This window comes from Arthrobacter sp. MSA 4-2 (genome assembly GCF_016405885.1).
Lineage (GTDB): Bacteria > Actinomycetota > Actinomycetes > Actinomycetales > Micrococcaceae > Arthrobacter_D.
In genome coordinates this window covers 17741-43060 of the sequence record NZ_JAEKGC010000012.1, presented here as the reverse complement: position 1 = coordinate 43060, position 25320 = coordinate 17741, and the positions used below count along the sequence as shown (strand labels likewise).

Genomic DNA, 25320 nt, shown 5'->3' with positions numbered 1-25320 from the left:
CTTGGCGCGAAAAGGCGCCTATCCCGCCAGCCTGCGGCGGAGCTCGGACAGCCTCGTGACCACCGTGGAATCGACCATTTCGTCGCCCACGCTGACCCGCACACCGCCGATCAGGGAAGGATCAACGTTGATGTTGACCTGCAGTTCGCGCCCGTAAAGGCGGTTGAGGCCCGCAGCAAGCCTGGACTGCTGCTCCGCCGTCAGCGGACGGGTGACGCTGACAGTGGCAATCCAGCGCTGCTGCCGGGCGGCAACCAGTTCAACGAAGCGCTTGACGAGCGCCGCCGGCTTGAGGCCGCGCGGTGCGGTCACAGCCTGGCGGATGAGGAGTTTGGCCGCATCACCGGCCTTGGGGACGAGACGCAGCGCAAGGGCTGCCTTCGCCTCCGGGCCAGCCTGGCGGTCGGACAGCGCACGCTGAAGATCGTGGTTCGAATCGACGACGGCGATGAAGGAGAACAGGTCGCTTTCCAGCTTTTCCAGCCCCTGAGGGCCGCTCCCCTGGGACTCCGCCACCGAGATGGCCACCGTCGCAGCGAGCGTCTCCAAGGCATCGCCGATGTCGCGGGCGTTGGCCCACCGTTCGGCGACGAGCTCCTTGACCACTGCAACGGCGTCAGCCGAGACCCTGCCCGCCACGAGCTGGTCCACCAGCGTGGCTTTGTCCCCGCCCGTGCGGGAAGGGTCGGTCAGCGCACGGCGCAGGCCCGCATTGCTGTCGAGGATGGAGAGGACTCCGAAAAGCTCCTCGGCCAGTGACAGCGGGGCGCCGGGGAGCCGCGTTTCGAGCTCCCGGCGGACCGTGGCGAGGGACTGGCTTGATACACCGGCCATTATTTCGCTGCACCTGCGCTCTGGTTGTCCAGATCGGCGAGGAAACGGTCAACGACGCGCGCAGAGCGTGCGTCATCGGCCAGGGACTCCCCGACGATGCGGCTTGCAAGCTCGGTGGCGAGCGTGCCGACCTCGGCCCGCAGGGACACCACGGCGGCCTGGCGTTCGGCCTCGATCTGGACGTGGGCCTGCTCGGTGATGCGTGCCGACTCGGCGGCCGCCTTCTCCTTGAGCGAGGCGAGGATCTGTGCACCTTCGGCGCGGGCCTCCTCGCGGATGCGGTTGGCCTCCGCGCGAGCGTCCACAAGCTGCTGCTTGTACTCCTCGCGTGCCGCGTTGGCTTCGGCCTGGGCGGCTTCTGCCTTGGCGATACCACCCTCGATGGCCTCCGTGCGTTCTGCGAACGTCTTCTCGAACGCCGGCATGACGAACTTGATGACGATGAACATCAGGACCGCGAAGCCCGCTAGCGTGACAAGGATTTCCCACCCGTTCGGGATGAGCGGGTTTGCGCCCTCTTCCGCTGCCATAATGGCTGCATTAAACATGTTTCACCCGTCTTTCTTCAACTGGTCTTCGGATTTCCAGCCTGGAGTTCTTAGGCGCCGATGACGAAGGCGAAGACCAGACCGAGGATCGCGAGGGCTTCGGTCAGAGCCAGGCCCAGGAAGGCGATCGGCTGAAGAACGCGCTGTGCCTCGGGCTGACGTGCTACGCCGTTGATGTAGGCGGCGAATACGAGACCCACGCCGATACCACCGCCGATTGCGGAGAGACCGTATCCAACGAGGTTGAGGCTACCCTGTACTTCCATTGTGTTCCTTTCAAGATGCCGCCTTGGTGCGGCAGGTTGTTTGGGATCATCCCCGACGGGGAAGAATTTGTGATCAGTGGGCGTCGGCGTGAAGCGCGCCCTCGATGTAGATCGCGGCCAGCAGGGTGAAGACGTACGCCTGGAGGACCATGATCAGAGCTTCGAGCATATACATCGCCACCGCGCCGCCCAGGACGAGCACACCGGTTCCCTGCAGCAGAATGCTGCCCGAGAGCGCCATGTACTCGATTGCGGAGCCCGCAAGGGTGATGATCAGGTGGCCGGCGAGCATGGTCGCGAAGAGCCGGAGCGAGTGCGTGACGGGCCGGACGAGGAAGTTGGAGATGATCTCGATGGGAATCAGCAGCGGCATGATGTACCACGGCACGCCCGAGGGCACGACGGCCAGCTTGAAGTAGCGCAGGCCGTGCTTCTTGACGCCGATGGCGATCCACAAAATGTAGAAGATCGCGGCGATGGCGTAGGCGCTGCCCGGGTGGGAGAAGGTCGGGATCTGCAGCAGCGGGATGGCGCCGAAGATGTTGTTGACCAGGATGAAGAAGAATGCGGCGAACAGCCAGGGGACGTACTTCAGGTAGTCCCGGCCGCCGATGATGTCCTTGCCGATGGAGTTGCGGACGAACCCGTAGGCGGACTCCCCAAGGAACTGCAGCTTGCCCGGAACCATCTGGCGGCGGCGTGAAGCGGCCATGAAGAAGGAGGCGATCAGGATGACGGAGAAGATGACAAGGAGCATCTGCTTGCCGAAGCCACCTTCGAACCAGACGCCGTATTCACCGCCCCAGGGGAGGATGTCCGGATAGTGGGTGTCTTCAATCGTGGGGGCGACGAAACCCTCATCGGTTGTTTCGGCCGGGAGCGCAAGCGCGATCAACGCGTTTCCTCTCTGCAGTGTCCATCGTTGGGCATGATTCCACCGGTGACAGCGACACTGCTCCGGCTAATTAAGTTTTTAGGCATCACTTCGGGCTGTTCTCTGGAGGCTCGGGGCGGCCCTGCGGCGCGCTGCCGGAATCAGAGAGTTGCGATCGGGTGAGGTTGTGCATGTGGGAGAGGTAGAAACCGCCCCCGGCACCCAAGAGAGCCCCTGCGAGCACTATCCAACGTGTTCCCAGAAGATTATCCAGCCCCCACCCTATCAAACTCCAGACCAGGATCCCGCCAGCGATGTAGCTGAACACGGCGATTCCAGCGTTGTAACCGCCCTCGCCGTACCGGCCCCGATCGTCCTGCCCTCGGCCCGCGGCGGGCCCTGGTTCACGGCTCACTGCCGGCCTCCAAATCGTCGTTATAGAGCTGGTGGCGCGCCTTCGAGAAGACGAAGACCTCGACGACCTGCCAGAGGACGACGGTGCCGACGGCGGCGCCGAAGAACCAGGTGCTCTCGAGCCACGGCGGGGTGCCCAGCAGGAACAGGACCGCGGCGAAGCCCACGACCTTGATCGCGTAGGTCACGGCGAAGAGCCCGAGGGCCCCCGAGGGGTTGGTCTTGCCCGCGAAGTGGCCGATGAGGAGGCTGATACCGAAAAAGAGGGCGACGACGGCGTAGCCGAAGGCGGCGCTAAGCGCTCCCCCGCCTCCGGCGGTCAGGCCGGCCGCGACCGACAGCAGGAGTGCGGCGGCGCCGGTGGCGAGCAGGCACTTCTTAAGGATGTCCAGCCACGGCGAAGCCGTGGGGCCGGAGACACCGGGCGGTGCCGGGCTCCCGTTGACACCCGGGGCGTCCGATGTACTCAATGCATTCCGTCCGTGGAGGGGAGTTGGTGGACTGCGGGCCCCGCTGGGCCGCGGCCGGGGCAGCGGCCGGCGCTTCCGCAGGCCATTTTATTCTACAGCAGATAGAATTCGCCTGCCGCTGCGGGCGGGCCGGCCCGGGAACCTAGGCGGTGCGGCGCACGCGGCGGGCCGCGCGGGCGGCGAACATCCGCGGCGAGTTCACATAGAGGGCGACGACGGCCGCCGCGAACAGTGAGCCTGCCACGGCCACCGGCGCTTGGGCGGTCGCGACGGCGAAGCCCGCGGCGCCGGTCAGCGCCGAGCAGAGCGTGACCAGCAGGGCCACCTGGACGTGGCTCAGGCCCGTGTCGGTCAGCCGCTGGTACACATGGGAGCGGTGGGAGGCGTAGAGGCGCTCCCCGCGGCGGGCGCGGCGCAGGAACGTGGTGAAGGTATCGGCGAGGTAGATGAGCACCGGGGAGAGCAGGTACTCGAGGTACACCCCGGCGAGCAGCCCGGTGACGGCCGTTGCCGCGATCGAGGCGCCAAGCAGGTAGCTTCCGACATCACCGAGGAAGACGAAGCCGCGGCCGAGGTTCCATGGCAGGAAGGCGAGGAACGCCATCGCGATGACGACGCCCGTCACGGTGAGCCACTGCTGGCCGCTCAGGACTCCCCCGATGGCGTAGAAGATTCCGACGACGGCCCCGTGCATGCCGGAGATGCCGTTGATGCCGTCCATGAAGTTCGCCGCATTGATGTAGGCCGCCACGGCCACGGCGCCGACGGGCACCCACCAGTAGCTCTGGCCGATGGCGGCGGCCAGGGCGGCCGTGCCGAGCGCGCCGATGAGCAGCTGAAGGCCCGCGCGGCTGAGGATCGAGACCCCGCGCAGGTCCTCGATCCAGCCCAGCACGGCGGCCGCGCCGAGCATGGCCAGGATGATCAGGAGCAGCGACCGGTCGACCGCGAGGAGACCGGTGAGCAGGGCGAGCACCAGGCCCGCGGTGATTCCACCGGCGACGGCGATGCCCATCCCACGGATAACCACGGTGGTGTGCGAGGAGCGGTCGTTGGGGACGTCAAGGACCCCCAGCCGCCCCAGGAGGGGCTTCACGGCGAAGGGAAGCACGGCGCTGACGGCGAAGGCCGCGCCGGCGACGAGGACGAACAGGAGGCTCACGACAGCGCCCTGCCCTCGGGGGTCTTCGGGAAGCCCGCCTGCGCCACCGCGGTGAAGGAGCCGCGGCTCTTCCATTCCTGAAGGTCCAACCGGGCCGGGTCAAGCGGGGCGACCGGGGTGTGCGAGATTTTCGGGTGCAGCGGGCGCGAGTCGTTCTCGTCGACCCCGACGAGGTCCTCGTGCAGCTTCTCCCCCGGCCGCAGGCCGGTGAAGACGATCGGGACCTCCTTGCCGGACATCGCGATCATGCGCTGGGCGACGTCGAGGATCTTCACCGGCTCCCCCATGTCGAGGATGAGCACCTCTCCGCCGCGCCCGATGGCACCGGCCTGGACCACGAGCTGGCAGGCCTCGGGAATCGTCATGAAGAACCGCGTCACCTCCGGGTCGGTGACGGTGACGGGCCCGCCGCTGCGGATCTGCTCGGTGAACAGGGGAAGCATCGAACCCCGGCTGCCGATCACATTGCCGAAGCGCACCGAGACGTATTTCTGCCCGGTGCTCGCCGCGTGCCACGCGGTGACCTTCTCGGCCACGCGCTTGGAGTGGCCAAGGACCGAGGTGGGGTCGGCGGCCTTGTCGGTGGAGATATTGACGAAGTTGGTGACGCCCGCCGCGGCGGCGGCGCGCAGCACGTTCACCGTGCCCTGCACGTTAGTCTTCCACGCCTCCTCGGGGTACTGCTCAAGCAGCGAGACGTGCTTGAGTGCCGCGGCATGGAAGACGACCTCGGGGCGGCGGTCCTCGAAGATATTGAGCAGCGTGTCGGCGTCCCGGATGTCCGCGAGCACCGTGTCCCGCCCGGTGAGCAGCCCCCGTCCGGTCATGGAGATCTGGGTGGTCTGCAGGCCCGTCTCGTCGCGGTCGAGCATGATCAGTTCGGCGGGGTGGAAGCCTGCCAGCTGGCGGCACAGCTCGGAGCCGATCGAGCCGCCGGCGCCGGTGACGAGCACCCGCCGGCCGGTGATGTAGCCGGAGACCTCGTCGGCGTGGATATCCACCGGGCGGCGTCCGATGAGGTCCTCGACGGCCACCTCGCGGAAATCCGAAAGCCCGGAGCCGGCGTCGAGCATCTCGCGCAGCGGCGGCAGCACGAGCACCTTGATGTTCAGCCCGGCGACCAGGTCCGAGACCCGGCGCACCGTGGCGGCCTCGACGTCGGAGAACGCGATCACCAGCACCGAGGGCCGGGTGCGGGCCACGACCTCGGGGAGGTCATCAAGCCGGCCGAGCACGGGAACCGTGGCAAGCCGCAGGTGCTTCTTGGCCGGGTCGTCGTCGATCAGCCCGACCGGGAAGTAGGGCGACTCGGGGTCCTGCATCATGCGCGAGACCAGCGAGTTGCCGAGGAACCCGGCACCGTAGATCAGGGTGCGCTGGGCGTTTTCCCCGGGCCGGGCCTTGCTTTCGACGTACATGCGCTTGAGGTAGCGCGTCGAGGCAAGGAAGATGCACGCGAACGGGAACGCGATGATGCCGATGCTGCGGGGGATCTCGATGACCGTGAAGAAGGCGACGCTGATGAGCACCAGCAGCACCGACACGATCACCGTGACGATCACCAGCAGTTTCGCCTCGTGGAAACTGCCGAAACTGTACCGCCCGCGGTACAGGGCGAAGCTGAGGCCCACGAAGAGCTGCGCCACGACCGCGGCGGCGCAGAAGACCACGACCCCCTCGGCATTGATGTCGTTGACGATCAGCTCGTACCGCAGGACCAGCGCGAGGAGGATCGCGACAACCCAGGCGGCGGCGTCGAGCAGGTACTGGGACCAGAGCCAGAGCGCGGGCTTGTCTGTCCTCGGCCGTCCGGGCTCGGTGCCCGGGCCCCTGGATTCACTGGTGCCGTCGGTTCGTCTCATGGTTCCTAATCAACGTCGTGCAGAAGGTTCAGCGCCGACGCGCTCCCGCATCGGCAGGCCCGGCCGGCGGCCTGTGGCGGTGTAATAGACTCGTTCTACCCGAGAATACTAGCCGCACAACCTCCGCACGCCCCTTGCCGGGCGCGCGCCGCGGGTCCGGAAGGAACAGCTTGAACGACATCGAGGCCGCCGCTGCACCCGGTGCGCTGCAGGGGCAGAACCTGATGCTCGTAATCACCACCTACAACCGCTCGGGCTATCTCAAAGGCCTGCTGGACTCGGTCCGGGCGCTTCGTCCCGCGCCCACCGCGGTGGTCGTCGTCGACAACGCCAGCACCGACGACACGCCCGGGATCATCGCCGAGGCGGCGGCGCAGGCACCCTTCCCGGTGCTTCACCACCGGCTCGCCACCAACACCGGCGGCGCCGGCGGGTTTGCGGCCGGCATGGAGCGGGCACTGGCCGAGGGCGCGGACTGGCTGTGGATCATGGACGACGACGTCACCGCGGTGCCCGGCGCCCTGGCGGCCCTCGCCCCGTTCACCGAGCAGTACAAGTGCCTCCACGGCCGCCGCTGGGACGCCGCCGGGCGGCCGTTCTTCTGGCAGCACCGGTTCGTCGACTTCCTCGGGGTCCACCTGCCGGTGCCCGGCGATGTCTTCCGGGACTCCCCCGTCTTCCGCACCAACGTCGGCTGCTTTGAGGGGATGCTTGTGCACTCAAGCGTTGTCCGCGAGGTGGGGCTGCCCGACGCCCGGTTCTTCCTCGGCGGCGACGACTCGACCTACGGGTGGCTCATCTCCCAGACCCATGAGGTGGCCTACGTCGACGCGTACGTGCTGTCCAAAGCGCGCCCGCAGCGCCAGATCAACCTCGGGATCCGGCACCTCAACGACTCAAGCGACCTCAGCAGGTTCTACTCGATGCGCAACCGCGGCCTGGTCGCCCAGTACCTGCGCACCCGGGGACGGTATGCCCCTGCGGGTTTCGCCCTCGGCACCCTGCTCACGGCGGGCAAGGAAGTGCTGCGCCTCGTGGCCGTCGAACGCTCGGTGAGCGGACTTCCCGCCCTGGCCCGCGGCTGGCGGGAAGGGCGGCGGATCCGCCGGGACCCGACCTGGCAGCCGATGCCCCCGCTGACCGGGGCTGCCCGCTGAGCTGATCAGCCCCGGTCCGGCTGGTGCCGCACCGGGCCCCGGCCGGGCTCCCCGGCCGGCGCGGCGTCCGCAGCCGTTCCCCCGGTCTGCACGTCTGCTGCCGCGGCGGGCAGGTCTGCTCCTACGGTGTGAGCATCTGCGGCCGCGGGTACGTCTGCCCCCGCGGCGTGCGCTCCCGACGCGGGGGTAGCTCCACCGGCCGGATCCGGAGCCTGCCCGTCGGCCCCCACGATCGAGGGCACCACCTCGCGCAGCCGCTCAAGGGACAGCGTGCCCTGTCGGACGACCCGCAGCACCCCGGCGGTGGCATCGACGATCGTTGAGCCCACAGCATCCTCGGCACGCGGGCCGTCCTCGAGGTAGACGGCCACCGAGCCGCCGAGCTGCCCGAGGGCCTCGTCCGCGGTCCGCGCGGCGGGCTGTCCGGTGCGGTTGGCCGAGGAGACGGCGAGCGGGCCGGTGAGCGTCAGCAGGTCAAGCGCCACCCGGTCATCGGGCATCCGCAGGGCAACGGTGCCGAAGGTTTCCCCGAGGTCCCAGGTGAGCGAGGGCTGGGCGTGGAAGATGAGCGTCAGCCCGCCGGGCCAGAACGCCTCGGCCAGGGCTCGGGCGTCGGGGTGGATTCCGGTGGCGAGGCCTTCCATCGTCTGCGGGCGGGGAATGAGCACCGGGGGCGGCATGTTGCGTCCCCGGCCCTTCGCGGCGAGCAGGGCGGCGACCGCGCGGGGCGAGAAGGCGTCGGCGGCGATTCCGTACACCGTGTCAGTCGGTAGGACCACGCACTGCTGGGAGGCAAGGGCCCGCTGGGCGGCGGCGAGTCCCTCGCCGCGCTGGCCGGGATCGGTGCAGTCGTAGGTAGTTGTCACGGGACCATTCTTTCACTGCGCGGGTCAATACCAGCGCGGGCCATTACAGCGGCGGGCCGGCGGGCGCACGGGCCCGCCGACCGGTGGTTCGAGGACTCAGCCGGCCGTGCTTTTCATCAGCTCCTCCGGCGCCCCGAAGCCCCTGCCGCGGAAGCCCGCCGAATAGGCCCGGGCCCAACGCACCAGGCCTCCGACGTCCCGGACCGAGAGGAAGTAGTACGGGAAGCCGACGATGTCCGCGGCGAACCAGCGCAGGTTGCGGTAGCGGCGGGTGAGGTAGCCGCGGTTGCGGAAGTAGCAGTACCGCTTGAAGTCACCCTCGGGGATGACCGGGGTGATGAAACCGCGGAAGATCGGCTTCATCTCGGCCCAGGAGGCGGGGTGGCGCACCGCGACGGTCGCCACCGTTCCGTACTTCAGGCCGGCCTTCTTGACCTTGGCAAGGAAGTCCACCTCGTCGCCGCGGATGAAGAACTTCAGGTCCGGCAGGCCCACGGTGTGGAAGACCTCACGGCGGATCAGCGCCCCATTGAAGAAGTGCAGCATGTCCGGCAGGTACCCCAGTGGTTCGAGCCGGGTGCGGTCGTTGGTCAGCAGGCCGTTGATGCGGAAGTTGAACGAGAGCCGGTTCGGGTCCTCGGTGGCGACGACGAGGGGGCTGACGATGTCCAGGCCGTGTTCCTCGGCCGCGGCCAGGAGGACCTCGAGGCAGCGGGCGTCCTCGGGGTGCCCGTCGTCGTCCATCAGCCAGATCCAGTCGGCGCCGCTGGCCAGCGCGGCGAGGATGGCGTAGGCGAAGCCCCCGGCTCCGCCCAGGTTTGCCTCCGAGCGGAGGTAGTTGATGTTGCCGTCCGCCGCCGCAACGACGTCGGCCGCCGGGCGGGTGCCCGAATCGACGAGGGCGACCGAAGAAACGGGAACGCTCTGCTGGGCGAGGCCCTTGAGCAGCAGCCCGAGTTCCTCGTGGCGGTCAAAGGTGACGGCCGCTACGGCTACGTTGGTCATGCATTCGTCCTTGGGTCGGGGAGGCCTGCCGCCGCGGAGGTGCCGGCGGGTTGGGCGGGGTGAAGGGTCTGTCCGGGCGGAGCCAGCACGGCGCTGGTGGCCCGCTGCCTGCCGTTGAGGTCGAGGTGGGTGGTGACGTGCGAGAACGTGCCGGCCCGCCGGAGCATCGCCGCAATGGCTTCGGCCTGCACTTCGGCGTGCTCCATCACGAAGAAGCCGCCGGGCTTCAGCAGCCGCGCCGCCGAGGCCGCCGCCGCGGTGGGGAGCAGCATGCCGTCCTCTCCCCCGCCGTACAGGGCCTCGGGCGGATCGTGGAGGGCCACCTCGGGTTCGTGGGGAATGGCCGCGGCGGGAATGTAGGGAGGGTTCGACACGACGATGTCGAAGCTGCCGTCATGCTCGGGAAGCGCCGTCGCGAGGTCGCCTAGGACGAGCCTCACTCCGCGCGGCCGGAGGTTGACCTCGGCCCAGGCGGCGGCGAGTTCGCTGAGTTCGACGGCGTAGATCTGCGCACCGGGGACCTCGTCGGCGAGGGCGGCGGCGATGGCCCCGGACCCCGTTCCCAGGTCGACGATCTTCAGGGCCGGCCGCTCCCCCCCCGCGGCACCCTGCCCGTTCCCGTCGGTGCGGACGGTGGACGAGGCGGAGAAGGCGGCCGCGTGGTCGACCACCAACTGCACCACCGACTCGGTTTCGGGCCGCGGGATGAACACTCCGGGCCCTACGGCCAGTTCGACGTGCCGGAAGTAGGCCGTCCCGGTCAGGTGCTGCAGCGGGATCCGCTGGGCCCGCTCGGCGACGAGTTCGGCGAAGCCGGCGGGGACCGTTGCCCCGGTCAGCGCGAGGGCGCGGACCCGTCCGACGCCCACACCCAGGAGGTGCGCCGCCAGCAGTTCGGCGTCGACGCGGGGGCTGGGCACCCCCGCCGCGGCCAGCGTGGCCGCGGCGGCGCGCAGCCCGTCGTTCAGCGGCGTGTCGGGATCCACCGAGTCAGTCGTCCGTGCCGATGGCGTCGAGGCGGGCCTGCTCGTCCATCTCGATGGCGGACTGCACCACCGGCTCGAGGTCGCCGTTCATAACGGCGTCGAGGTTGTAGGCCTTGTACCCGGTGCGGTGGTCGGCAATCCGGTTCTCGGGGTAGTTATAGGTGCGGATGCGCTCGGAGCGGTCCATGGTGCGGATCTGCGACTTGCGGATGTCGGAGTTCGCCGCGTCGATCTTCTCCTGCTCGTGCGCGAGGATGCGCGAGCGAAGCACGCGCATGGCCGCCTCGCGGTTCTGCAGCTGGGACTTCTCATTCTGCATGGCCACCACGATCCCAGTGGGAAGGTGGGTGATGCGCACCGCGGAGTCGGTGGTGTTGACCGACTGGCCGCCCGGCCCGGAGGAGCGGTAGACGTCGATCTTCAGGTCATTCTGGCTGATCTCGACCTCTTCGGGCTCGTCGACCTCGGGCAGGACGAGGACGCCGGCGGCGGAGGTGTGAATGCGGCCCTGGGACTCGGTGACCGGAACCCGCTGGACGCGGTGGACGCCGCCTTCGAACTTCAGACGGGCGTACACGCCCTCGGCGGGGTCGTTGGAGCTGCCCTTGATGGCCATCTGCACATCCTTGTAGCCGCCGAGGTCGGACTCGTTGGCGGAGATGAGCTCGGTCTTCCAGCCGCGGGATTCGGCGTACCGGACGTACATGCGCAGCAGGTCCCCGGCGAACAGGGCCGCCTCGTCGCCGCCCTCGCCGCCCTTGACCTCGATGATGACGTTGCGGCTGTCGTTGGGGTCCCGGGGGATCAGCAGGCGGCGCAGGCGTTCCTGCGCTGCCGCGAGCTGCTCCTCGAGCACGGGCACCTCGGCGGCCAGTTCGGGGTCCTCCCCTGCCATCTCGCGGGCCGCCTCGAGGTCGTCCTCGAGGGCGCTCCAGCGGTTGTGCGCGTCGACGATGCGGCCGAGCTCGGCGTACCTGCGTCCGAGTTTCCGTGCCAGCGACTGGTCGGCATGGACGGCGGGGTCGGACAGCTGAAGCTGCAGTTCCGCGTGCTCGTCGAGCAGGCCCTGGATGGACTCAAACATTGGTGCTACCTCTTTCGGCTCGTGCAAGCCAGTCTAGTGATTACTCGGGGACGCAGAAATCGCAGGGGAACCCCGGCGGGCCGGTATCTGCTGCGCCCTCGATGCTGGGGCCTCGACGCGGTGCCGGGTCGATGCGGCAATGGCGCCGCGTTAACGAAACAGCCGCCCAGGGCGTGCTGACCACGGAAGTGGCCTGCACGCCCGTGGGCGGCTGGACGGACGCTAATCCGAGTCTTTGGACCCCAGGGTGGTCTTCTGGACCTGCATCAGGAACTCGACGTTGGACTGCGTCTCCCGGATCTTGTTGGTCAGCAGCTCGAGTGCCTGCTGCTGCTCGAGCCCGGAGAGCACCCGGCGGAGCTTCCACATGATCTTGACCTCGTCCGGCGACAGGAGGTTCTCCTCGCGCCGGGTACCGGAGGCGTTGACGTCAACGGCCGGGAAGATGCGCTTGTCGGCCAGGTGGCGCGACAGGCGGAGCTCCATGTTGCCGGTGCCCTTGAACTCCTCGAAGATGACCTCGTCCATCTTGGACCCGGTCTCCACCAGCGCGGTGGCGAGGATGGTCAGCGAGCCCCCGTTCTCGATGTTGCGTGCCGCACCGAAGAAGCGCTTCGGCGGGTACAGCGCCGCCGAGTCGACGCCGCCGGAGAGGATGCGGCCCGAGGCCGGGGCGGCCAGGTTGTAGGCGCGTCCCAGACGGGTCATCGAGTCGAGGAGGACGACGACATCCTTGCCCATCTCCACGAGGCGCTTGGCGCGTTCGATGGAGAGTTCGGCCACTGTGGTGTGGTCGTCGGCGGGACGGTCGAAGGTCGAAGCAATGACCTCGCCCTTGACCGTGCGCTGCATGTCCGTGACTTCTTCGGGACGTTCGTCAACGAGGACCATCATGAGGTGGACCTCGGGGTTGTTGATGGTGATCGCATTGGCGATGGCCTGCAGGATCAGCGTCTTACCGGCCTTGGGCGGGGACACGATCAGTCCACGCTGGCCCTTGCCGATCGGAGCCACGAGGTCGATCACGCGCGGACCGATCTTCTTAGGCTCGGTCTCCAGGCGCAGCCGCTCGGACGGGTAGAGCGGCACCAGCTTGGCGAACTCCACCCGGTCCCGAAGGTCCTCGGCGGGGATGGCGTTGACCGAGGTCACCCGCACCAGGGCGTTGAACTTCTGGCGGGTACTGGCCTGCGTCTCGCCGTCGCGGGGTGCGCGGATGGCGCCGACAACGGCGTCGCCCTTGCGGAGGTTGTACTTCTTGACCTGGGCCAGGGAGACATAGACGTCGTTCGGGCCGGGCAGGTAGCCGGAGGTGCGCACGAAGGCGTAGTTCTCCAGGATGTCGAGCACGCCGGCGACGGGCAGCAGCACGTCGTCCTCGGTGACCTCGACGTCGTCGACGTCCGGGTTGGCGTTGCGGCCGCGGCGGCGGTCGCTGCGCTCGTTGCGGTCGCGGAACCTGCTGGTGCGCTCCTCCTCGCGGGAGTTGCGCCCGGTGCGGTTGCGGCGGTTGCGGCCGCGGCCCTCGTCCTGGCTGTCCCCGCCACGGTCGGCCCGGTTGTCGTTCCGGGAATCGGCCCGGGTGTCGTTGCGGGTGTCGTTGCGGGTGTCGTTACGGTTGTCGTTACGGGTGTCACCGTTGCGCTCACCGCGGGTGTCGTCGTCGCGCTCGCCCCGGTTGCGGCTGCGGCGCTCGTTGCGGTCACGGCCCTCCCCCTGCTGCGCATTGCCGGAGTCGCCGGCAGTGCGGGTCTCCTCGACGTCGGCGCCCTCGGGCGTCGAGACCTCGCCGCGGTCATCGCCCCGGCGTCCACGCCGGTTGCGCTGGTTGCGTCCCGAGCCTTCGCGGTCGCCGTTGCCGCGGTCTGCGGTCTCGGCGGGGGCTTCGGCGGCGGCGGTCTCGACAGCGGTGTCGGAAGCGGCCTCGGGTGCGCCCTGGGTGGTGACGACGCCGTCGCTTCCGGCGCGGCGGTTGCGGTTGCGGGTGCGCGGCGCGCGCTCGGCCAGGGCGGCGCTTTCGGCGGCCTCGGGGGCGGCGTCCTGGCGTACGGCCGGGGCCTGCTGGCGGTCAACGGCCGGTGCCTGCTGGCGGTCGGCGACGGCGGAACCGCGCTGGTGGTCCGAAATCGCGGAAACCAGGTCGCTCTTGCGCATCCGCGAACCGCCGGTGATTCCCAGCTGTCCGGCAAGCGCCTGGAGCTGGGCCAGCTTCAGGCCAGCTAGTCCGCTGCTCTTTGAAGCCGGTGCGCTGACTGGTTCAGCGCTGGATGTATCCACACCTGGCAACAGGTCAGTGGTATCAGTCACGAAGGATCCTTCCCCCTCGTCGGGCGGCCACTTTCGAAGTGTGCCGCGTAGGTTAGCCCCGCTGCCGCTCTAGATGGACAGGAGGAGTTCGGCTGACCCGTTATGGACGGGTTCGCCGCATGTGCTTGAAGCCTGGGGAATTCTGCGCGTCAGGTCGGACCTGGCCGCACAACGATGATTTCGGAGGCTACACCGGAGATTGCGCCACTGCTGATAAACCTGCAGTTTCTCGGCGGTCTAAGACAAGGACGGCCGGCTCAACAGAGGCACTCTTCAGAACTGTAAGTACGGTTCCTACCTTTGGTGCACTTCCACTTTAGCACCTTCCCGCGCAACATCGAGCCGAAGAATCCGCCAGCCGCCCGGCGTGTCGGACGCGGCGGCGAGGGCGCGGGCGGCCCCGAGTGCCCGTGCTGCCTCCTCCTCGCCGACGGCGAAGGTCATGACGGTCGGCCCGGCACCGGATATCACCGACGCGAACCCCTGCGCCCGCAGTGCCTGCATCAGCGCTGCGCTCGGGAGCATGGCCGAGGCGCGGTACTCCTGGTGCAGCGCATCGCGGGTGCCGGGATGGAGCAGGTCCGGCCTCACGGTCAGGGCGTGAACGAGCAGCGCCGCGCGGCCGGCGTTTGCCGAGGCGCTCCCGTGCGGCACCGACGTCGGCAGCAGCCCGCGGGCGCTCTCGGTGGACAGGGCGGTGTCGGGGATGGCGGCGATCGGGATGATGTCGGGGTGGACCTCCACCCGGGTGCTCTGGAAGGCCCTGCCGGTCTCCCAGGAGATGGCGAGGGAGCCGAGCAGCGCCGGGGCGACATTGTCGGGGTGGCCCTCAAGGGTTGAACACCACTGAAGCACCGCCGCGTCGTCGAGCCGGTGGGCTTCGGGCAGCAGCGCGTTCGCAGCGAGCACACCGGACACGATGGCCGCGGCGGAGGAGCCCAGCCCGCGCCCGTGGGGGATCACATTGACCGTCTCGATCTCCAGGCCGGGCGCCGACCAGCCGGCGTTGGCGAGGGTTTCGAGGAGGGCGCGGGCCACGAGGTGGGAGCCGTCGGTGGGCAGGACCCCGGCGCCCTCCCCCGTGGGGAGCACCGCGGTCGTGCCGGAGTCGAGGGTGCGCACGCGCACCGTATCGAACAGGCCGAGGGCCAGCCCCAGGCTGTCGAACCCGGGGCCGAGGTTCGCGCTCGTCGCCGGCACGGTGACCCGAACGGCCTGGCCGGAGTCGACGAGGCGTGCGGGGGCCGAGAGCAAGGCGTCCTCAGGCACGTGCCCGGTCCGCGGTCTCTTCGAGCCCCAGGGCGGCCGCGACGCTCACGACGTCGAACTCGACCTTGGTGGGCTCGACGTCGGAGCCGTCGGCGGTGCGCAGGGCCCACTGGGGGTCCTTCAGCCCGTGGCCGGTGACGGTGATGACGATGGTCTTGCCCTTGGGCGCGAGGCCCTGGCCGTGCTTCTTCAGCAGCCCGGCCACGCCGGCGGCGGAGGCCGGTTCGACGAAGACGCCTTCACGTGCGGACAGCCAGCGGTGCGCCTCGAGGATCTCGTCGTCGCTGACGGCCTCGATCAGGCCGCCGGATTCATCCCGCGCGGCGACGGCGAGGTCCCAGGAGGCCGGGTTGCCGATGCGGATGGCCGTGGCGATGGTGTCGGGCTCGGTGACGGGGTGGCCCTTCACCAGCGGCGAGGCGCCCTCGGCCTGGAAGCCCCACATCACGGGGGTCTTCGTCGCCACCGGGGCGAGTTCGCCGTCCGCGGTGGCGTAGGGCGCCGCGTACTCCTTGTAGCCCTTCCAGTACGCGCTGATGTTGCCCGCGTTCCCGACCGGAAGCAGGTGGTAGTCGGGGGCGTCCCCGAGGCTGTCGACCACCTCGAAGGCGGCGGTCTTCTGGCCCTCGAGCCGCGCCGGGTTCACCGAATTCACGAGGAACACCGGGTAGGCCTCGGCGAGCTTGCGGGCAACGTCGAGGCAGTTGTCGAAGTTGCCGTTGACCTGCAGCAGCTGGGCGCCGTGGGCGATGGCCTGGCTGAGCTTGCCCATCGAGATCTTGCCGTCGGGCACCAGTACGGCGCAGGTGATGCCGGCCTGGGTGGCGTAGGCCGCGGCGGAGGCCGAGGTGTTGCCGGTGGAGGCGCAGACGACGGCCTTGGCGCCGGCGGCCACGGCCGCCGTCATCGCCATGGTCATGCCGCGGTCCTTGAAGGAGCCGGTGGGGTTCATCCCCTCGACCTTGAGGTAGACCTCGGAGCCGGTGAGCTCCGAGAGGGCCCGGGCCCGCACGAGCGGGGTGCCTCCCTCGCCGAGCGTGACGACCTCGGTGGACTCGGTCACGGGCAGTCGGTCGGCGTATTCGCGGATTACCCCGCGCCACTGGTGGGCCACTTAGATTCCCTCTACTCGAAGAACGGATGTCACTGAATTGATGACGGGCAGCGCCGCGACCTGCTTGACGGTCGCCGCGAGCGAGGCCTCGGTGGCGCGGTGGGTCACGATCCGCAGCTCCGCGGTCCCCTCCGCGCCGGGGTCCGGCTGGTGGATGCTCTGCCTCATGGTTTCGATGGAGACGCCGTTGTCGGCGAAGATCGCCGCGATCCGCGCCAGCACCCCCGGCTGGTCGGCGACGTCGAGCCCGATGCAGTAGCTGGTGCTCACGGTGTCGATGCTCAGCGCCGGGACGTGCCCGGTGGTGGTCTCGGTGCGGCCCGGCCCGCCGAGGACCATGCGGCGGGCGGCGCTCACGACGTCGCCGAGCACGGCCGACGCGGTGGGGGTGCCGCCGGCGCCCTGGCCGTAGAACATCAGTTCCCCAGCGTTTTCGGCCTCGACGAACACCGCATTGAACGCGCCGTGCACCGCGGCCAGCGGGTGGTCCCGGGGCAGGAGCGTGGGATGCACCCGCACGCTGACCCCGGGGTCGCCGGCTTCGTCGGAGAGCAGTTCGGCGATGGCGAGCAGCTTGATGACGTACCCGTCGGCCTTCGCCGCGGCGATGTCGTCGGCGGTGACCTGCGTGATGCCCTCGCAGTACACGTTCTCCAGGGCGAAGCGCGTGTGGAAGGACAGCGAGGCGAGGATCGCGGCCTTGGCCGCGGCGTCGTGCCCCTCGACGTCGGCGGTGGGATCGGCCTCCGCGTAGCCGAGCTCCTGTGCGGCGCGCAGGGCGTCGGCGAACTGCGCCCCGGTGGTGTCCATCTGGTCGAGGATGTAGTTCGTGGTGCCGTTGACAATGCCGAGCACCCGGGTGATGCGGTCCCCCGAGAGGCTGTCGCGGATGGGCCTCAGGATCGGGATCGCCCCGGCGACCGCGGCCTCGTAGGAGAGCTGCACGCCGGCGGCGTCGGCCTTCTCATAGAGGGCCGGGCCGTCCTGGGCGAACAGCGCCTTGTTGCCGCTGACCACCGTGGCCCCGTGCTCGATGGCCCGCAGGATCAGCGTGCGGGCCGGTTCGATGCCGCCCATCAGCTCGATGACGATGTCGGCGTCCTCGACGAGGGACTCCGCGTCGGTGGTCAGCAGGGCGCGGGGAATTCCGGGGCCGCGGTCGCCCTCGAGCGAGCGCACGGCGATGCCGATGAGCTCAAGGGGCGCGCCGGCACGGGAGCCGAGTGCCGCGGCGTCGTCGAGGAGGATGCGGGCGACCTGGGAGCCGACGTTTCCGGCGCCGAGCAGGGCGACGCGCAGGGGCTTGGCGGGGGCATCGGTGAGATTCATGCGCTGGATCGGGCTCCTGGGGTTGGGGTGGCGGCGCGCTGGACGTCGCGGGCCAGCAGGTCCGCCTCGGTCTCGCCGCGGACGATCAGCCGGGCGGTGCCGCCGGCGACGGCCACCACCGGCGGGCGGCCGAGGTAGTTGTAGTTGCTCGAGAGCGCCCAGCAGTAGGCACCGGTGCCGGGCACGGCGAGCAGGTCCCCCGCCCCGGTGTCGCCGGGAAGGTAGACATCGCGCACCACGATGTCTCCGCTTTCGCAGTGCTTGCCGACGACGCGGGACAGCGCCGGGTCGGCGCCGGAGACGCGCGAGGCGAGCACCGCGGAGTAGTCGGCGTCGTAGAGCACGGGCCGGGCGTTGTCGCTCATTCCGCCGTCGACCGAGACGTAGCGCCGCGGCTCGGTGGACGGCTGCCCGGGCCCCGCCGGGACGGTGTCGACGTGGACCGTCTTTGTCGTGCCGGTGGTGTAGAGGGTGAAGGTCGACGGGCCGACGATCGCCCGCCCCGGCTCGATCGAGATCCGCGGGACGGCGAGCCCAAGGTCGGCGCAGGTGGAGCCGACGACGGCGGCCATCGCCCCGGCGATCTCCTCCGGTCCGCGCGGCTCGTCGGCCTCGGTGTAGGCGATGCCGTAGCCGCCGCCGAGGTCGAGTTCGGGAAGTTCGACGCCGTGCCGGTCCCGGACGGCGGCCAGGAAGCCGAGCAGGCGGCGGGCGGCGAGTTCGAAGCCTTCGGCCTCGAAGATCTGCGAGCCGATGTGGCAGTGGACCCCGAGCAGGCGCAGGCCGGGGTGGGCGAGCGCGGCGTCGACGGCGCGGGAGGCCGGGGAGGCGCCCTCGGCATCGAAGGGGTCCGCGCCCAGGGACAGGCCGAACTTCTGGTCCTCATGCGCGGTGGCGATGAATTCGTGGGTGGAGGCGTGGACGCCCGGGGTCAGGCGCAGCAGCACGTTGGCACGCACCCCGCGGGCCGCGGCCAGGTCGCCGACGATCGCGATCTCCTGGAGACTGTCGACGACGATCCGGCCAAGGTCCAGGTCCAGCGCCCGGCCGATCTCCGCGGCCGACTTGTTGTTCCCGTGAAGGCCCAGCCGCTCCCCGGGCAGCCCGGCGCGCATGGCGACGGCGAGCTCACCGCCGGAGCAGGTGTCGAGGTTCAGCCCCTCCTCGGACACCCAGTGGGCGATCTCCGAGCAGAGGAAGGACTTGCCGGCGTAGTAGACGTCCACTTCCCCGCCGATGGCGGCGAAGGCGGCACGGAACGCGTCCCGGAAGCCGGCGGCGCGGGCGCGGAAGTCGGCCTCCGAGACCACGAACAGCGGCGTGCCGAACTCGGCGGCCAACTCCTTGACGGACACGCCGCCGACGGCGAGCACCCCGTCGGCGGAGCGCGCCACGTCGCGGGCCCACAGCTTGCGCTCCAGCGCGGCGGGGTCGGCGGGGACCGTGAGCCAGTCCGGGGCGAGGGGTGATCCGGCCGCCATGCCTACATCCTTTCCGGGGCGGAGACGCCGAGCAGCGACAGTCCGTTCGCAAGCACCTGCTGGGTGGCGTTGTTCAGCCAGAGCCGGCTGCGGTGGACCTCCTCGACGGGCTCCCCGCCGATGGGCGCGATGCGGCAGGCGTCGTACCAGCGGTGGTAGGTGCCGGCGATGACCTCGAGGTGGCGGGCGACGCGGTGCGGCTCCCGGAAGGCCGCAGCCTGCGCCACCACGCCGGGGAACTGTCCGAGGGCGGCCAGGAGCTCGCCCTCGGTGGGGTGGCCCAGGGTCGAGGCGTCGAAGCTGCTCGTGTCGACACCGGCGGAGACGGCGTTGCGCTCCACGGCGTGGGTGCGGGCGTGGGCGTACTGGACGTAGAAGACGGGGTTCTCGTTGCTGCGCTTGGTCAGCAGGTCGAGGTCAATGTCGATGTTCGAATCGGCCGAGAACCGCGCGAGGGTGTAGCGGGCGGCGTCGACGCCCACCGCCTCGACGAGGTCCTCCAAAGAGACGACCGTTCCGGCACGCTTGGACATCCGCACGGGCGTGCCGTCCTTCACCAGGTTCACGAGCTGGCCGATCATCACCTCGATGGTGTCGGGATCGTCGCCGAGCGCCGCGGCGGCGGCCTTGAGCCGGGCCACGTAGCCGTGGTGGTCGGCGCCGAGCATGATGATGTTCAGGTCGAACCCGCGCTGGCGCTTGCTCACCATGTAGCCGATGTCGCCGGCGATGTAGGCGGGCGTGCCGTCGGAGCGGATGACGACGCGGTCGCGGTCGTCGCCGAAGTCGGTCGACTTCAGCCACCAGGCGCCGTCCTCGAAGAAGAGGTTGCCCGAGCCCTTGAGCTGCTCGAGCAGGCCCTCGACGAAGTTGTTCTCGAACAGGGAGTGCTCGTGGAAGTAGACGTCGAAGTCGACGCCGAACTCGTGGAGTGACTTCTTGATGTCGCCGAACATGAGGTCCACGCCGATGGCGCGGAACTGCTCGAGCGCGTCGGCCTCGTCCAGGGACGGAATCGAGGGGTCCTTCGCGAGCACCCGGTTGGCGATGTCGACGATGTAGTCCCCGCCATAGCCGTCCTCGGGCGCCGGCTGGCCCAGCGCGCTGGCGTAGAGGGAGCGGGCGAAACGGTCGATCTGCGCCCCGTGGTCGTTGAAGTAGTACTCGCGGGTGACGTCGGCGCCCTGCGACTGAAGGATGCGCGCCAGCGCATCGCCCACGGCCGCCCAGCGGGTGCCGCCGATGTGGATCGGCCCGGTCGGGTTGGCCGAGACAAACTCGAGGTTGATCCTGCGGCCGGCAAGGGTGGTGTTCGTCCCGTAGGCGGGGCCCGCCTCGACGATGGTGCGGGCGAGTTCGCCGGCGGCTCCGGCGTCGAGGGTGATGTTGAGGAAGCCCGGTCCGGCGATGTCCACCGAGGCGACGCCGTCGATCGCCTCGAGGCGGTTCTTGAGGATCCCGGCGAACTCGCGGGGGTTCATGCCGGCCTTCTTGGACAGCTGCAGGGCGATGTTCGTGGCCCAGTCCCCGTGCTCGCGGTTCTTCGGCCGCTCGACGCGCACTTCCGCCGGGAGCTCGATGTCGAACTCCCCGTCGGCGACGGCGGTCTTCAGGCAGGCGGAAATAGCGGAGGAGAGTTCTTCAGGAGTCACCCGTCCAGCATAACGGCGTGCGCCGCGGCTGCCGTTTTGTGTGACGGGTGGGACAGCCGGGGCAGCATTGGGCCTCCGGACGCCATCCGGACCCCCTCCGGGAACGAATACAGGTCAGCCGGGTTGTTCCCCGCCGGGCTGCTGCACAATTGTTGAGTTACCAGTGTCCGCCCGGCACAACCAGCCGGGCGATCCCCGGGCCCTACCGTCAAGGAGAGAACCGCCGTGAAAGACCTCGAAGCCGGACCCGCCGACACCCGCACCCGCAGCATCACCGGGAAGCGCATGCTCCACGCACTGGCGGCGGCGTCGCTCCTGGGTGTGGCGGGCTGCGCCGGAACGGCCCCCTCGCCGGGCTCGGAACCCGCAGGGGAGGGCGCGAGCAGTGCCCCGGCCAGCAGCGCGGCACCCGAGGCACCGGCCAGCGCCGAGCCCACCGAAGCGGCGCCCGCCGCGTCCGACCAGGCGTACGAGGACGGCGACTTCACCCAGGTCGGCTCGTATGTCTCCCCCGGCGGCACCGAGGAGATCGGGGTGACCCTGACCCTGGAGAAGGACGTCGTGACGGCGGTGACCACCGAGCCGATGCCGTCCAACCCCACGGCCAAGCTGTACCAGGAGCGTTTCAGCGGCGGCATCCAGGAGGAGATCGTCGGCAAGAAGCTCGACGAGCTGAAGGTCGACAAGGTGGCCGGGTCCTCCCTCACCAGCGGTGGCTTCGCCGAGGCGACGGATCGAATCAAGAGCGAAGCCAAGCTCTAGTTCATGGCGGTCGGGGGCAGCTTCATCTTCGAGGCCATCGGGACCCGCTGGCAGATCGACACTGCCGTTGCGCTGGAGCCAGAGGTCCGGGCCGCCATCGCCGGACTCATTGAGGACTACGACGCCCTGTATTCGCGCTTCCGCCCCGACTCCGCGGTGGCCGCCCTCGCCGCCGGCGGCGGGCGGCTCGCGCTTCCCGCACACGGCGCGGCGCTGGGCCGGCTGTACCAAAAGCTGTACCGGCTCACGAACGGCTCGATGTCACCCCTGGTCGGGTCCGTCCTCGAGCACCAGGGCTACGACGCTCTCTACAGCTTCACCCCCAAGGGCCCGCCCGCCCCTGCCCGGGTCTGGGATGAGGCACTCGACTGGGAGGGCCCGGTCGTCACGGCGCACGGGCCCGTCACCCTCGACGTCGGCGCCGCCGGAAAAGGCCAGCTCGTCGACCTCGTGGGCGGGCTGCTCACCGACGCGGGCCATACCGAATTCCTCGTCGACGCCAGCGGCGATATGCTCCACACGGGCGCCACGGCCCTCACCGTGGGGCTCGAACATCCCTATGATCCCGCGCGGGCAATCGGCACCGTGCAGCTCCACGGCCGGGCGCTGTGCGCCTCCGCCTCGAACCGCAGGGCCTGGGGCGACGGCCTCCACCACGTGATCGACGCCCGCACCGGCACCAGCGTCTCGACCGTGGTGGCGACCTGGGTCCTCGCGGCGGACACCATGACCGCCGATGCCCTGGCCACGGCACTGTTCCTCGCCGAACCCGAAGTGCTGGCCGCGGAATTCGCCTTCGATTTCGTGCAGGTGTTCTCCGACGGGCACGCCCGCTTTTCCCCGACCCTGAACGGAGCACTGTTCACCCCATGAACGGTATCGACCAGCTGCTGGGCCGGATCTCGATGTACCGGCTGACCCTCTCCCTCCTGATCCTGCTCACTGTGGCCTCGCTGGGCTTCTCGGCCGCGGGACTGCTCGCCTTCCGCCCCGCGGAGCTCACCGCCACCCTGGCCACCGCCCTGGTCTCCACCTGGGGCGGCACCCGGATCATGGCGATGATTCTGCGGATGCGCCCGCACAATGAGTCGGCGCTGATCACCGGCTTCATCCTGTTCTTCATCATGTTCCCCACCCTGGACGGGCCCGGGCTCGGCGGTATCGCCGTCGCCGGGTTCGCCGCCGCGGCCTCGAAATTCCTCCTCGCGGTCCGCGGCCGGCACATCTTCAACCCGGCGGCCGCCGGCGCCGTTGTCGCGACGCTGTTCGGACTGTCCGCAGCCGGCTGGTGGGTAGCGAACCCTTACCTGCTCCCCTTCGTGCTGGTAGGCACCCTTGTGCTCCTGTACCGGACGCGCAAGCTCATCATGGGCGCCGTCTTCGTGGTGCTGAGCGCCGGCATCCTCGTCGCGGGCCTGGCCGCGGGCGGACTTGCGCCGCTGGCCGCAGTGCAGCTGGTCCTGGTCTCCTACCCGGTGCTCTTCCTCGTCGGGTTCATGCTGACCGAACCGCTCACCCTGCCGCCGCTGCGCTGGCAGCAGCTCGTCACCGCCGCCGTCGTCGCCCTCGTCTTCGCCGCCCAGCCCTCGCTCGGCCCGGTGTTCCTCGGGCCGGAATTCGCGCTCGTCATCGGCAACGCCGTCGCCTTCCTCATGGGGCAGCGGCGCAGCGTCCGCCTGAGGTTCACCGCCCGCCGGGACCTCACCCCGACGAGTTCGGAGCTGGTGTTCGCCCCGTCGCACCCGGTGCGGTTCGAGGCGGGCCAGTACATGGAGCTGAACCTGCCGCACGAACGCACCGACGGGCGCGGCTCCCGGCGCGTCTTCAGCATCACCTCCGCCCCGCAGGACCGGGACACCCTCAGCTTCGGGCTGCGCGTCAGCGAACCGGGAAGCAGCTTCAAAAAGGCGCTGCTGGGCCTGAAGTCAGGCGCCATGGTGACCGGCACCCTGGTCGGCGGAGACTTCCGGCTGCCGAAGGACCCATCGGTTCCGCTGCTGCTCGCGGCGGGCGGGATCGGCATCACCCCGTTCATCAGCCAGCTCCGCGACGTGGCCCGGCGCGGCCAGGACCGCGACGTCGTGCTGGTGTACGTGGTGCGGTCGGCGGACGAGATCGCCTACCGGGAGGAGCTCGCGGAGCTCGGCACGCCCGTCATCCTCTTCGCCCCGCACGACCCGGCCGACGACGGCGTCAGCCTGCCGGCGCGCTGGCGCTACGCCGGGGCGGGCTACCCGAGCGCGGAACAGCTGTCCGCCGAGGTGCCCGACCTGGCCTCCCGGCGGGTCTACGTCTCGGGCTCGCCGCTGATCATTTCGCACCTGCGCGCCGCGGTGCGGAAGGCCGGCGGAGGCAGGGTCACCACCGACGCGTTCCTCGGCTACTAGCCCCGTCCGCGCGCCGGGGAACCGCGCGTTTCCACTCCGCCGAGTGCACCTGCTAAGCTCATTAAGTCCCTTACGGAGACGGAGAAAAACCGTCCCATGCCTTCGTAGCTCAGGGGATAGAGCGTCTGCCTCCGGAGCAGAAGGTCGTAGGTTCGAATCCTATCGAGGGCACCACCGGCCGGGTGGAAAAACCGGCATTCAAGCGCCGCCGTCCTTCGGGACGGCGGCGCTTTGTTTTCCCCCGGTGCGCCCTTGCGCCCTTACTCCTTTGCCGGGCCGTCGCGGTACAGGTCGCGCAGCAGGGCGACCTCCGCGAGGTGGTGGATCATCTCCCGGTTGATATGGAGCACCAGGGCCGACATCGGGTACTCGGCGAACGGGCCCTCGGCGGGACCGACGGGGCGGGCGAGTTCCTCCCCGCTGAGGCCCGACACGGCACCGATCCACTGCCCGTAAAGCCCGTCGAGGCGCGCCAGGGCGGCCTCGGCGGTTTCCGGGTAGTCGAAACCGCGGTAGGTGATCGGTTCCCCGCCGAAGTGCGAGCCGACCCGCTCCCCCAGCACACCCACGATCAGGTGGCACAGCCGCCAGGCGATGGTGGTGACCGGGGCGGGCTCGGGCGCCGGAACCGCGTACTCGAGGACGAACCGTCCTACGCCCGCGGCGACCGGCGCGCGCGCCTCCTCCCGCGGACGAAGGCTCCAGCAGCCGGGTACGGGTTCCCAGAAGTACTCGGCGTCGGTCAGCCCCTCGAGCCGCGGCCGCGCCTGGTTCTCCCAGTGCCAGGAGAGCTGCTCGGCGAGTTCTCCGGCGGTGCTCATTCGGCCTGCGCCTCCATCAGCTGGTAGATCCCGCGGACATCGCGCTTTCCCCAGAACAGCAGCCAGCTTCCGAGGATTTCCTCGTCCATCACGTCGAGCGTGCGAAAGATTTCGGCGGCGAACTCCACGGGTGCCCAGGACCCCGCGGTGACGACCCCGCCGTCGCTCACGGTGAGTTCCTCCCGGTACAGTGCGGACCCCGAGTACCCCTCGTGGGACGCGAGGGAGTCGGCGCTGTTGCCGGTGTGCGCGACGTCGTTGAGCAGCCCCGCGCCGGCCAGGGCATCGACGGCGCCGCAGATGGCCGCTACGGGGGCACCCCGGTCCTTCAGCCGCGCGGCGAGGTCGAGCACGTCGGCGTTGGCGGCGGAGTCCCAGCTCGTCCCGCCGGGCAGGATCAGCGCGTCGATCTGCTCGCCTGGGGTGTCGGCGAGCGCCGTGTCCGGGACGACCGTCATGCCGCCCATGGTGCGGATCGGGCCGCCGCCGGCGGATGCGGTGGAGAGGGACACCTGCCGCTCCGGGCGCAGGAACTGTCCGCCGGAGAGTTCCGCGGACGCATACCCGACCTCCCAGTCGGCCATCCCCTCGGGAAGGTACAGCAGAACGTTCAATGGTGAGCCCATGGCGTCTCCTAGAGTCGTGGGCCTGCGGCGCAGGCCACCCGGTG

The 25320-nt window shown here is 69.7% G+C and carries 24 protein-coding genes and 1 tRNA gene; 5 read left to right on the top strand and 20 right to left on the bottom strand.

What is annotated here, in order from left to right; translation table 11 throughout:
- Nucleotides 1-18: 18 nt before the first annotated feature.
- From I6N91_RS13620 to I6N91_RS13590, 8 genes are all read right to left on the bottom strand, one after another.
- Complete coding sequence (locus tag I6N91_RS13620; protein ID WP_198813539.1) at nucleotides 19-834, bottom strand: F0F1 ATP synthase subunit delta; 816 nt, start codon at nucleotides 832-834, stop codon at nucleotides 19-21.
- Nucleotides 834-1382, bottom strand: a complete 549-nt coding sequence (locus tag I6N91_RS13615; protein ID WP_120165201.1) for a F0F1 ATP synthase subunit B — start codon at nucleotides 1380-1382, stop codon at nucleotides 834-836. The genes I6N91_RS13620 and I6N91_RS13615 overlap by 1 nt, the downstream gene beginning before the upstream one ends.
- Before the next feature lie 50 nt (nucleotides 1383-1432).
- A complete protein-coding gene (locus tag I6N91_RS13610) occupies nucleotides 1433-1648 on the bottom strand; it encodes an ATP synthase F0 subunit C (protein ID WP_019481292.1) in 216 nt (71 codons plus the stop codon).
- Between the two features lie 73 nt (nucleotides 1649-1721).
- The gene (atpB, locus tag I6N91_RS13605) at nucleotides 1722-2543 is read right to left on the bottom strand and encodes a F0F1 ATP synthase subunit A (protein WP_198813537.1); all 822 of its coding nucleotides are present in this window, start codon (nucleotides 2541-2543) and stop codon (nucleotides 1722-1724) included.
- Nucleotides 2544-2628: 85 nt separating this feature from the next.
- Complete coding sequence (locus I6N91_RS17200; RefSeq protein WP_307843362.1) at nucleotides 2629-2937, bottom strand: hypothetical protein; 309 nt, start codon at nucleotides 2935-2937, stop codon at nucleotides 2629-2631.
- The gene (locus I6N91_RS13600; protein WP_198813536.1) at nucleotides 2927-3406 is read right to left on the bottom strand and encodes a hypothetical protein; all 480 of its coding nucleotides are present in this window, start codon (nucleotides 3404-3406) and stop codon (nucleotides 2927-2929) included. The genes I6N91_RS17200 and I6N91_RS13600 overlap by 11 nt, the downstream gene beginning before the upstream one ends.
- A gap of 142 nt (nucleotides 3407-3548) precedes the next feature.
- The gene (locus I6N91_RS13595; protein ID WP_307843361.1) at nucleotides 3549-4568 is read right to left on the bottom strand and encodes a UDP-phosphate glycosyltransferase; all 1020 of its coding nucleotides are present in this window, start codon (nucleotides 4566-4568) and stop codon (nucleotides 3549-3551) included.
- Entirely contained in the window at nucleotides 4565-6430 is a 1866-nt protein-coding gene (locus I6N91_RS13590; RefSeq protein WP_198813534.1) for a nucleoside-diphosphate sugar epimerase/dehydratase, read from the bottom strand. Before I6N91_RS13590 ends, I6N91_RS13595 begins: the two co-directional genes overlap by 4 nt.
- A 170-nt stretch (nucleotides 6431-6600) precedes the next feature.
- Here I6N91_RS13590 and I6N91_RS13585 point away from each other — a divergent pair, with 170 nt between their 5' ends.
- Entirely contained in the window at nucleotides 6601-7587 is a 987-nt protein-coding gene (locus I6N91_RS13585) for a glycosyltransferase (RefSeq protein WP_198813533.1), read from the top strand.
- Nucleotides 7588-7592: 5 nt separating this feature from the next.
- Here the strand turns inward: I6N91_RS13585 and I6N91_RS13580 are convergent, their stop codons facing one another.
- From I6N91_RS13580 to argS, 10 genes are all read right to left on the bottom strand, one after another.
- Complete coding sequence (locus I6N91_RS13580; protein WP_198813532.1) at nucleotides 7593-8453, bottom strand: L-threonylcarbamoyladenylate synthase; 861 nt, start codon at nucleotides 8451-8453, stop codon at nucleotides 7593-7595.
- Between the two features lie 96 nt (nucleotides 8454-8549).
- Complete coding sequence (locus tag I6N91_RS13575) at nucleotides 8550-9458, bottom strand: glycosyltransferase (protein ID WP_198813531.1); 909 nt, start codon at nucleotides 9456-9458, stop codon at nucleotides 8550-8552.
- On the bottom strand, nucleotides 9455-10444 hold the full coding sequence (prmC, locus tag I6N91_RS13570; protein ID WP_198813529.1) for a peptide chain release factor N(5)-glutamine methyltransferase: 990 nt from the start codon (nucleotides 10442-10444) through the stop codon (nucleotides 9455-9457). Before prmC ends, I6N91_RS13575 begins: the two co-directional genes overlap by 4 nt.
- A 4-nt stretch (nucleotides 10445-10448) precedes the next feature.
- Complete coding sequence (gene prfA, locus I6N91_RS13565) at nucleotides 10449-11528, bottom strand: peptide chain release factor 1 (protein WP_198813526.1); 1080 nt, start codon at nucleotides 11526-11528, stop codon at nucleotides 10449-10451.
- A 222-nt stretch (nucleotides 11529-11750) separates the two neighbouring features.
- The gene (gene rho, locus I6N91_RS13560; protein ID WP_198813524.1) at nucleotides 11751-13835 is read right to left on the bottom strand and encodes a transcription termination factor Rho; all 2085 of its coding nucleotides are present in this window, start codon (nucleotides 13833-13835) and stop codon (nucleotides 11751-11753) included.
- Nucleotides 13836-14129: 294 nt separating this feature from the next.
- Nucleotides 14130-15104 (bottom strand): homoserine kinase, encoded by a 975-nt coding sequence (gene thrB / locus I6N91_RS13555; RefSeq protein WP_198813522.1) that lies wholly within the window; start codon nucleotides 15102-15104, stop codon nucleotides 14130-14132.
- Nucleotides 15097-16218 (bottom strand): threonine synthase, encoded by a 1122-nt coding sequence (thrC, locus tag I6N91_RS13550; RefSeq protein ID WP_198813519.1) that lies wholly within the window; start codon nucleotides 16216-16218, stop codon nucleotides 15097-15099. The genes thrB and thrC overlap by 8 nt, the downstream gene beginning before the upstream one ends.
- On the bottom strand, nucleotides 16219-17547 hold the full coding sequence (locus I6N91_RS13545) for a homoserine dehydrogenase (RefSeq protein ID WP_198813516.1): 1329 nt from the start codon (nucleotides 17545-17547) through the stop codon (nucleotides 16219-16221). It abuts the gene before it with no gap.
- Entirely contained in the window at nucleotides 17544-19028 is a 1485-nt protein-coding gene (gene lysA / locus I6N91_RS13540; protein WP_198813511.1) for a diaminopimelate decarboxylase, read from the bottom strand. Before lysA ends, I6N91_RS13545 begins: the two co-directional genes overlap by 4 nt.
- 2 nt (nucleotides 19029-19030) lie before the next feature.
- Nucleotides 19031-20680, bottom strand: a complete 1650-nt coding sequence (argS, locus tag I6N91_RS13535; protein WP_198813509.1) for an arginine--tRNA ligase — start codon at nucleotides 20678-20680, stop codon at nucleotides 19031-19033.
- Nucleotides 20681-20905: 225 nt separating this feature from the next.
- Between argS and I6N91_RS13530 the strand changes: the two genes are divergently transcribed.
- The 4 genes from I6N91_RS13530 to I6N91_RS13515 all read left to right on the top strand — a co-directional run bounded on the left by I6N91_RS13530 (nucleotide 20906) and on the right by I6N91_RS13515 (nucleotide 24003).
- Entirely contained in the window at nucleotides 20906-21442 is a 537-nt protein-coding gene (locus I6N91_RS13530; RefSeq protein ID WP_307843360.1) for a hypothetical protein, read from the top strand.
- 3 nt (nucleotides 21443-21445) lie between these two features.
- Entirely contained in the window at nucleotides 21446-22315 is an 870-nt protein-coding gene (locus I6N91_RS13525; RefSeq protein WP_198813507.1) for an FAD:protein FMN transferase, read from the top strand.
- Nucleotides 22312-23829, top strand: coding sequence for an FAD-dependent oxidoreductase (locus I6N91_RS13520; RefSeq protein ID WP_198813505.1), 1518 nt, complete (start codon nucleotides 22312-22314; stop codon nucleotides 23827-23829). Before I6N91_RS13525 ends, I6N91_RS13520 begins: the two co-directional genes overlap by 4 nt.
- Nucleotides 23830-23927: 98 nt before the next feature.
- Nucleotides 23928-24003, top strand: a tRNA-Arg gene (locus I6N91_RS13515).
- Between the two features lie 86 nt (nucleotides 24004-24089).
- Here the strand turns inward: I6N91_RS13515 and I6N91_RS13510 are convergent.
- Nucleotides 24090-24650 carry a DinB family protein gene (locus I6N91_RS13510; protein WP_198813503.1) on the bottom strand — a complete coding sequence of 187 codons (561 nt, stop codon included), beginning with the start codon at nucleotides 24648-24650 and terminating at the stop codon, nucleotides 24090-24092.
- Entirely contained in the window at nucleotides 24647-25276 is a 630-nt protein-coding gene (locus I6N91_RS13505; RefSeq protein ID WP_198813501.1) for a type 1 glutamine amidotransferase family protein, read from the bottom strand. Before I6N91_RS13505 ends, I6N91_RS13510 begins: the two co-directional genes overlap by 4 nt.
- Nucleotides 25277-25320: the final 44 nt, after the last annotated feature.